Genomic DNA, 8,060 nt, shown 5'->3' with positions numbered 1-8,060 from the left:
AGCGGCCGCGCCTGCGTGTTCGCGAGCCGCGCCGCGACGTCGATCTTGTGGATCTGTCCAACCTGTTCGATCGTGCGACGAAGATCCGCTTCCCACGGCGCGCCTTGCGGCGTGTCGGCCAGCAAGGCGAACCAGTCCTCGATCGCGCCCTTGTGGTCGCCGCCGATATCCTTTTTCACTGCCAGGAAGTAACGCGCGCGCGGGTCTCTGGCGTCGAGCGCGATCGCCTTGTCGAACGCTTCCAGCGCGGCGGCGGGCATCGGATCGCTGTCGCTCCCCATCACCCGCGCCTCGCCCAGCGCCGACCAGAGACCCGCTGATTCGGGCGACAGCGCCACGGCTTTTTCATAAGCGGCTGCCGCCCCGGCGAAATCGCTCATGTCGAAACGCGCGGCGCCGAGCGCGGTCCAGGCGTCGGCGCTGTTCGGCTCGCGCCTGGTCCGGGCCTCCAGTTCGGCGAGCTGGTCGGACGGCGCGGCGGCGTCCTGCGCGGCGGGTTGGTCAACCTGCGGGTCGGCGTCGCGCCAGATCGCAAAGCCGATTGCAGAGGCGAGCAGGATGAAGGCGACATTCAATATGGTCCGGTTGGTGCGCGACATTCCCTGCTTTTTGCTCTCCGCCATGCCGTTGCTCTCGTTCATTTTTGCCCCTTTGCCCCGTCCCTGAAAAAAGCGGGGCGTTGCTGCGCTGCCATATTGAATTTACCGGGCGATGGTGTAGCCTTTGATATACAAGGTCGGTCAACGATTAAATCGTCAGGGGTCGCACCGGCTTTCCCAGTCATACAGGGGAGGGGTGCATGGCAGTATCGGATCACGTCGACTTTTCGACGTTCATGGAAGGCGTGAAAAAACGCAACCCGGGACAACCCGAGTTCGTCCAGGCGGTGCAGGAAGTGTCCGAGGACATTTTCGACTTCATCGCCGACAAGGAAGAATATCACGCGCAGCAGATCCTGCGTCGCATCGCCGAACCCGACCGCGTCGTCTCCTTCCGCGTCTGCTGGGAGGATGACAATGGCAATATCCGTGTCCAGCGCGGCTGGCGCGTCCAGAACAACAATGCGATCGGCCCTTATAAGGGCGGCATCCGCTTTCACCCTAGCGTCACCGAAAGCGTGCTCAAATTCCTCGCGTTTGAACAGACGTTCAAAAATGCGCTGACCGGGCTGCCGATGGGCGGCGGCAAGGGTGGGTCGAACTTCAACCCCAAGGGCAAGAGCGTGCGCGAGATCATGCGCTTTTGCCAAAGCTTCATGACCGAACTCTATCGCCATATCGGCGCCGATATTGATGTGCCCGCGGGCGACATCGGCGTGGGGGGCCGCGAAATCGGCTTCATGTTCGGCCAATATAAGCGGATCACCAACGAATTTACCGGCGTGCTCACTGGCAAGGGTCTCGAATGGGGCGGCTCGCTGATCCGCACCGAGGCGACCGGCTATGGCGCGGTCTATTTCCTCGCCAATATGCTGGCGGCCAAGGGGCAGGACCTGGTCGGCAAGACGGCGGTGATTTCGGGGTCGGGCAATGTCGCGACCCACGCGGCCGAAAAGATCGTCCAGCTCGGCGGCAAGGTGCTCACCCTGTCCGATTCGGGCGGTTTCATCCACGATCCCGACGGCATCACGCAGGACAAGATCGATTGGGTGAAGGCACACAAGACGCATCGCCGCGGCCGGATCGAGGAATATTGCGAAGAATTCAAAGGCGCGAGCTTCACCGCGGGCAAGACCCCGTGGGGGGTCCCCTGCGACGTCGCGCTGCCGTGCGCGACGCAGAATGAGCTGCTCGGCGACGACGCCAGGGCGCTCGTTGCCAACGGCTGTATCGCGGTCAGCGAGGGCGCCAACATGCCGACGAACCTCGAAGGGGTGCATGTCTTCAAGGATGCCAAGATCATGTTCGCGCCGGGCAAGGCGGCGAACGCTGGCGGGGTCGCGGTGTCGGGGCTGGAGATGAGCCAGAACAGCGGGCGCCGCAGTTGGAGCGAGGGCGAGCTTCAACAGATGCTCAAGGACATCATGGACGGCATCCACAAAAGCTGCCTGACCTATGGCGACCGGGGTGGCGGCTATATCGATTATGTGAAGGGCGCCAATATCGCGGGGTTCAAGAAGGTTGCCGACGCGATGCTGGCTTTCGGGGTGGTGTAAATCGGCTCAAGGCGTAAAAGCGCCGGGTTGGGGAAAAGGGGTATTGCGATGACGGCGCACGCTGGGAAGGAGCGCGGCGATCGGACTTGGTCGGCATTTGCCGTCCTTGCTGCCATGCTGTGCGCGCTGGCGATCGCCGCCTTCGTCTTTGCTCCTCCCGCGCGGTCGCAGGGCGAAAGCGGCGCGCGCTATACCGGCGTGGCCTCGTGCGCCGGATCGACCTGTCACGGCCGGATGGAGGGCGACGGCACCGTCGTCCGCCAGGACGAGCTGATGAAATGGCAGGAGCCTTCGACTCCCGGCGGCGAGCATAGCCGCGCTTGGGCGGTTTTGAACAACAACCGCAGCCAGTTCATCGCGCGCAATCTGGGCATTGGCGATCCCGCCAAGGCGCAGATGTGCCTCGGCTGTCACAGCACCGCGGGCACCGCGCGCGCGGCGCCGGCCGAGGATGGCGTCGGCTGCGAATCGTGCCACGGCCCGGCTGGCGGCTGGCTCGCAAGCCATTATGCCGGGGTCGGAACCAACGCCGATCCCGATCGCGAAATGCGGTCCAAGCATCTCGCCAACCTGTCGGCGGGTCTGAAAAAGCTTGAAGATCCCGTGGTGCGTGCGGGGGTGTGCGTCGACTGCCACTTCGGTTCGGCGGCCGACGGCCAGTTCGTCACCCACCGCATCATGGCGGCGGGGCATCCGCGCATATCGTTCGAGCTCGACCTTTTCTCGTCCTTGCAAGCGCATCACCAGGAAGATGCCGACTATGGCTGGCGCAAGTTCGGCGCCGCGAACCGGCGGACCGACCATGTCCAGATGTGGGCGGTGGGGCAGGCGACGGCGATCGAACGCAGCCTAGCGTTGTTCCAGACGCGGCGCGGGACCGAGGGGATGTTCCCCGAATTTTATTTCCTCGATTGCCATAGCTGCCACCGCCGTATCTTCGATCAGGCAAAGCCGGTGCGCACCGGGCTCGACAATCCGGGGCGCCAGATTCCGGAAGGCATGCCGCCCTATAATGACGAAAATCTGATCATGCTCGCCGCCGCCGCGCGGCTGGCCGCGCCCGCGCTCGCCGACCAGCTCGCCGTGCGCACCGCCGCCTTCCACAAGGCGATGGCAACCGACCGGCAAAGCGCCGTCGCCGCTGCGGGGCAATTGTCGCAGACGGTCGCTGCGCTCAAAAACGCGTTCGCGTCGCGCAATTTTTCGGGCGCCGACGCCTTTGCGATGGTCGATGCGATATCGGCCAAGGCGATCAGCGACCGCTACACCGATTATTCGGGATCGCAGCAAGCGGTGATGGGCGTCGACACCCTGCTCAATGCCATGGTGTCGTCGGGACGCATCACCGTTGGCGCCGCGGCCGGCATCCGCGGCGATATCGACCGCGCCTATGCCTCGGTGAAGGACCCGAACGCCTATAAGCCCAGCGAATTCCAGGCGTCGTTCGGCAGCGCGGTGCGCGCGATCGGGGCGCTGCGGTAGCATCATGCAAAGCAGGACCCATCTTTTCCGTTCGGCCGCCTTCGCTGCGATGGGCGCATTGCTGCTCACATCGTGCGGCGGCGGGGGCGGCAGCAGCAGCACCCCGACCCCGACACCAACGCCGACCCCGACGCCCCCGCCGACCACGGTCTACACGCCCCCCGCCGCCGAGGCGCTGACCACAGCCGACGTCGAACGCGTGCTGGCACAGGCGATATCCGAAGCGCAGGCGCGGGGTCTGCCGTCGGTGATCGCGGTGACCGACCGCGTCGGCAATGTGCTCGGCGTGTTCCGCATGACCGGCGCGCGCGCGACCGCGACGACCGCAGCGGCGCCGAACGGCGTGAATATCGACGCGCAGAATGTCACCTTCCCCGCCGAGGGCGGCGCGATCGCGAAGGCGGTAACGGGCGCGTATCTGTCGAGTGGCGGCAACGCCTTTTCAACGCGCACCGCCAGCCAGATCGTGCAGGAACATTTTCCGCCGGCGCCGACGACCGTCGGCCTTGAAAGCGGTCCCCTGTTCGGCGTTCAGTTCAGCCAGTTGCCGTGCAGCGACCTGTCGGCGCGCTTTGGCGCGGCGGGAGCGGCGGCGCTGATCGGTCCCAAACGCTCGCCGCTCGGCCTCGCCGCCGATCCGGGCGGGCTGCCGCTCTATAAGAATGGCGTGCTCGTCGGCGGTATCGGGGTGATGGGCGACGGCCTCTATGGCAGCGACCCCAACATCCTCGATATCGACAACGACCCCGAAGAATTTATCGCGCTTGCGGGCACCCGCGGGTTCGAGGCACCGAGCACGATCACCGCCGACAAGATTACCGTCGACGGGACAAGCCTGCGCTTTTCCGACGCGACCTTTGCCGGGGTGGTGTCGAGCGGCAGCGCGAGCTTCGCAAGCCTCAATGGCAGCGCCGGCAATCTGGTCGCGGTGATCGGCTATGCCAATGCCGCGGTCACCGCCGGTATCGCCTATGGCACCGAAGCGTCGGGCATCCGCGCCTCGACCCCCGCCGAATTTTCCAACCGCGACGCCTTTGTCCTGACCGATGGCAGCGGGACGAACCGCTATCCGCTGCGCGCCGGAACCGACGGCGCGACGAACAGCGCCCCGTTAACGCAAGCCGAAGCGCGCGCCGTTCTGGAAGAAGCCTTCACGGTGATGAGCCGTGCGCGCGCGCAGATTCGCCGCCCGCTCGACAGCCGGGCGCAGGTGACGATCAGCATCGTCGACACGCATGGATCGGTGCTCGGCATCGTCCGCTCGCCCGATGCGCCGATCTTTGGCACCGACGTCAGCTTGCAAAAAGCGCGCACCGCGGCTTTTTTCTCGGGGGCGCAGGCGGGAAGCGAACTCAGCGCCAATGCCAGCGCCGACGTGCGCCAGTTCGTACCCGCCGTGCGGACCTTCCTCAACGACCCCGCGGCGCTGACCGGCACGATCGCCTTTGCCGACCGCTCGGGGGGCAATTTGTCGCGGCCCTATTTCCCCGATGGCGAGGTTGGCCGCCCGCAAGGACCGCTGTCGCGCCCGATCGCGCAATTCAATCCCTTCTCGACCGGGCTGCAATCGGCGCTGATCATCGGGAATCTTGGCGCGCACCTCGGCTTTGTCTCGGGCGCCAGCGGGGCAGATACGCCGCAACGCTGCACGACGCTGCCCGATGTCGTGGCGGGGCAGAACCGGCTGCAGAACGGCATCCAGATCTTTCCGGGATCGGTCCCCATCTATCGCGGCAACAGCCTTGTCGGTGCTATCGGCGTGTCGGGCGACGGCATCGACCAGGACGACATGATCAGCTTTTTGGGCGCGCATAATGGCGGCGCGCGCGTCGGCGGCATCGGCAATGCGCCAAAGGCGATTCGCGCAGACACGATCGTCGTCAACGTCGGCGCGGGCGTCCGCCTGCGCTACATAAGCTGCCCCTTCGCACCGTTCCTCGACACGGCGAGCCAAAATGTCTGTGACGGGCTGTAGACATGGCGCGATTCCTATCCCCATTCCGCGCACCGTCGCAGGGGCACGGCGAATGGAGTGGCGGTAGGCCATGAGCGCCATCGGCAGCAGCCTTCTCCCCATCATCGCGACCCTCGCGGCGCAAGGCGCGCCGGGCGCCGAGGCTCCGCCACCCGCCCCCGCGCCCGAAGACCCGCCGATCGCAGGCGACGCCGCGCCTGCCGAACAATCGGCCGAAGAACTCATCCCGCCGCCGCCGCCGGTCGACTGGCAGGAGATGGTCAAGGACGACCTCGTCACCGACATTATCGAGGGCCGCCGCCGCCCCGGCTATCGCCCCGACCTGCCCGACGCGCTCAGTCAGGACAATGTCGGCGCGCTGCGCCCGCCGCCGCCGCAAGCCTTTCCGGGCATGGAGGACCAATTGCCCGTCCCCGACCGCTGGCGCCTGGTCGAGACGCTGGGCGTGGTCAAGGAACGCTGGTTCGATCCCTATCACCAGAACACGTACAAGGGCGACCGCGCGATCGACCGCAGCAAGGTCAAATGGCTGCCGATCAAGGGCGACGACTGGTTTTTCGTTGCCAGCGCGGTGTCGGACACCGTGTTTGAACCGCGGACCTTTCCCATCCCGGTCGGCGTCCAGACGACCGAACGGCCGGGCAGCCTCGACGTGTTCGGCAAGGACCGCAGCTTCGTCTTTGCGCAGACCGTCATCGCGGGCGCGGCGCTGATCAAGGGATCGACCGCGTTCAAGCCGCCCGACATCGAATATCGCGTCACGCTGGCCTATCAGGCCAATTATGTCGACGTCCCCGAACGGCGCGTGCTCGACGTGCGCCCGTCGAAGGCAAGTCATCGTTATGATTCGTTCCTCGGCGTGCAGGAATTGTTCGTCGACAAGCATCTCGGCAACACGTCCGACCGCTACGACTTCTACTCGATCCGCCTCGGCATCCAGCCGTTCCAGAGCGACTTCCGCGGCTTCCTGTTCAACGACAGCCAGCTCGGCATCCGGCTGTTCGGCAACCGCGACAACAACCGCTTTCAATATAATCTCGCGGCCTTCTGGCGCCTCGAAAAGGATACCAACAGCGGCCTCAACGACATCACCCAGACGCCGCGCGACGATTTCATCCTCACCGCCAACCTGTATCGCCAGGATTTCCCGGTGGTCGGGCTGACCAGCCAGGTCAGCGTGACCTATAATATGAACCGCGAAAAGAATGACGTGCAGATCGACCATAATGGTTTCCCCGTGCGCCCCGCGTTGCTCGGCGACCTGCGTGGGCGCGAATATGATGTCGTGTATCTCGGCTACAGCGCCGATGGGCGGATCGGCCGGATCAACGTCACCGCGAGTTTCTATGCCGCGCTGGGCGAGGATCGGAACAGCTTTTTCACCAGCAAACCCGCCGAAATCCGTGCCGGCTTCGGTGCGGTCGAGCTCAGCTACGACCATGACTGGATGCGCTTCCGCCTGTCGGGGCTCTATGCGACCGGCGACGGTGATCCGTATAACAAGACCGAGGGCGGTTTCGACGCAATCTTTGAAAATCCGATCTTCGGCGGCGCCGACACCAGTTACTGGATACGCCAGACGATCCCTTTCGCCGGGGGCGGGCGCGTGATTTCGATCAACGGCCGCAACGGCATATTGAACTCGCTCCGTTCGTCGAAGGAAGAGGGGCAGTCGAATTTCAACAATCCCGGCACCGTCTTCATCGGCGCGGGCGCCGATTTCGACCTGACCCCCGAATTTCGTGTCAGCACCAATTTCAACCATCTGTGGTTCGAGAATACGTCGAGCCTGCAGGCGCTGCGCACCGAAGGGTCGATCCCCAAGGATATCGGCTTCGACCTGTCGGTCGCGACGATCTGGCGGCCAAAGGCGACGCAGAATATCGTCGGGCGCCTCAGCGGCGCGGTGCTGCTGCCGGGCAAGGGGTTCAAGGACCTGTTCGACAACAAGCAGAAGAACGACGCCTATGTGTCGATCCTCGCCAATGTGATTTTGAGTTTTTGAGATGTTGATGCGCAAACTCTTCGCCTTGTTCGCTTTCGTGACGATGTGCGCGGCCTTCGGCGCCGGCGTCGTGCGCGCGGCGGAAGAGGAAAAGCCGCTCAAGATCGAATATCGCTTCACCCCGCCGGCGCCGCGCGAACAAAGCGACGCCGATGTCAGCGCGAAATCGGAGGGCTGTTACAGCTGCCACACGCGCACCGACCAGCCCTCGATGCACGCGACCCCGGCGGTGAAGCTCGGCTGCACTGACTGCCACGGCGGCGACGCGAGCCAGCGCGGCACGCCCAGCCTCGGTTACGCGCACGCCACGAACAAGGCGGTGATGAAGCTCGCGCATCCGCAGCCGACGCTGCCCGGCGCCTGGCACGACAGCTCGGCGAACCCGCAGCGCAGCTATACGTTACTCAACAAGGAATCGCCCGAATTCATCCGCTTCGTGAACC

The 8,060-nt window shown here is 64.9% G+C and carries 5 protein-coding genes and 1 pseudogene; 5 read left to right on the top strand and 1 reads right to left on the bottom strand.

The window, feature by feature from the left end; all coding sequences use genetic code 11:
* On the bottom strand, positions 1–641 hold a 641-nt coding region (locus A3E77_RS08180; RefSeq protein WP_293644840.1), incomplete at its 3' end, for a tetratricopeptide repeat protein.
* Between the two features lie 158 nt (positions 642–799).
* On the opposite strand from A3E77_RS08180, the gene gdhA reads away from it, so the two are divergent.
* The 5 genes and pseudogenes from gdhA to A3E77_RS08155 all read left to right on the top strand — a co-directional run.
* On the top strand, positions 800–2,155 hold the full coding sequence (gene gdhA / locus A3E77_RS08175) for an NADP-specific glutamate dehydrogenase (protein WP_293644826.1): 1,356 nt from the start codon (positions 800–802) through the stop codon (positions 2,153–2,155).
* 48 nt (positions 2,156–2,203) lie between these two features.
* On the top strand, positions 2,204–3,637 hold the full coding sequence (locus A3E77_RS08170) for a multiheme c-type cytochrome (RefSeq protein WP_293644824.1): 1,434 nt from the start codon (positions 2,204–2,206) through the stop codon (positions 3,635–3,637).
* 4 nt (positions 3,638–3,641) lie between these two features.
* Positions 3,642–5,612 (top strand): heme-binding protein, encoded by a 1,971-nt coding sequence (locus A3E77_RS08165; RefSeq protein ID WP_293644822.1) that lies wholly within the window; start codon positions 3,642–3,644, stop codon positions 5,610–5,612.
* Positions 5,613–5,682: 70 nt separating this feature from the next.
* Positions 5,683–7,617 carry a hypothetical protein gene (locus A3E77_RS08160; protein WP_293644820.1) on the top strand — a complete coding sequence of 645 codons (1,935 nt, stop codon included), beginning with the start codon at positions 5,683–5,685 and terminating at the stop codon, positions 7,615–7,617.
* Between the two features lies 1 nt (position 7,618).
* Positions 7,619–8,060 (top strand): annotated as a pseudogene (locus A3E77_RS08155) (hypothetical protein); the annotation flags it as partial.

Source organism: Sphingopyxis sp. RIFCSPHIGHO2_12_FULL_65_19 (assembly GCF_001830555.1).
In the GTDB taxonomy this organism is placed as follows: domain Bacteria; phylum Pseudomonadota; class Alphaproteobacteria; order Sphingomonadales; family Sphingomonadaceae; genus Sphingopyxis.
This window is presented reverse-complemented; position numbering and strand designations above follow the sequence as displayed.

Excerpts from the sequence above, each read along its gene's own strand:
- gdhA (WP_293644826.1), top strand. The coding sequence starts at position 800 with ATGGCAGTATCGGATCACGTCGACTTTTCGACGTTCATGGAAGGCGTG.
- A3E77_RS08170 (WP_293644824.1), top strand. The coding sequence starts at position 2,204 with ATGACGGCGCACGCTGGGAAGGAGCGCGGCGATCGGACTTGGTCGGCA.
- A3E77_RS08160 (WP_293644820.1), top strand. The coding sequence starts at position 5,683 with ATGAGCGCCATCGGCAGCAGCCTTCTCCCCATCATCGCGACCCTCGCG.
- A3E77_RS08165 (WP_293644822.1), top strand. The coding sequence starts at position 3,642 with ATGCAAAGCAGGACCCATCTTTTCCGTTCGGCCGCCTTCGCTGCGATG.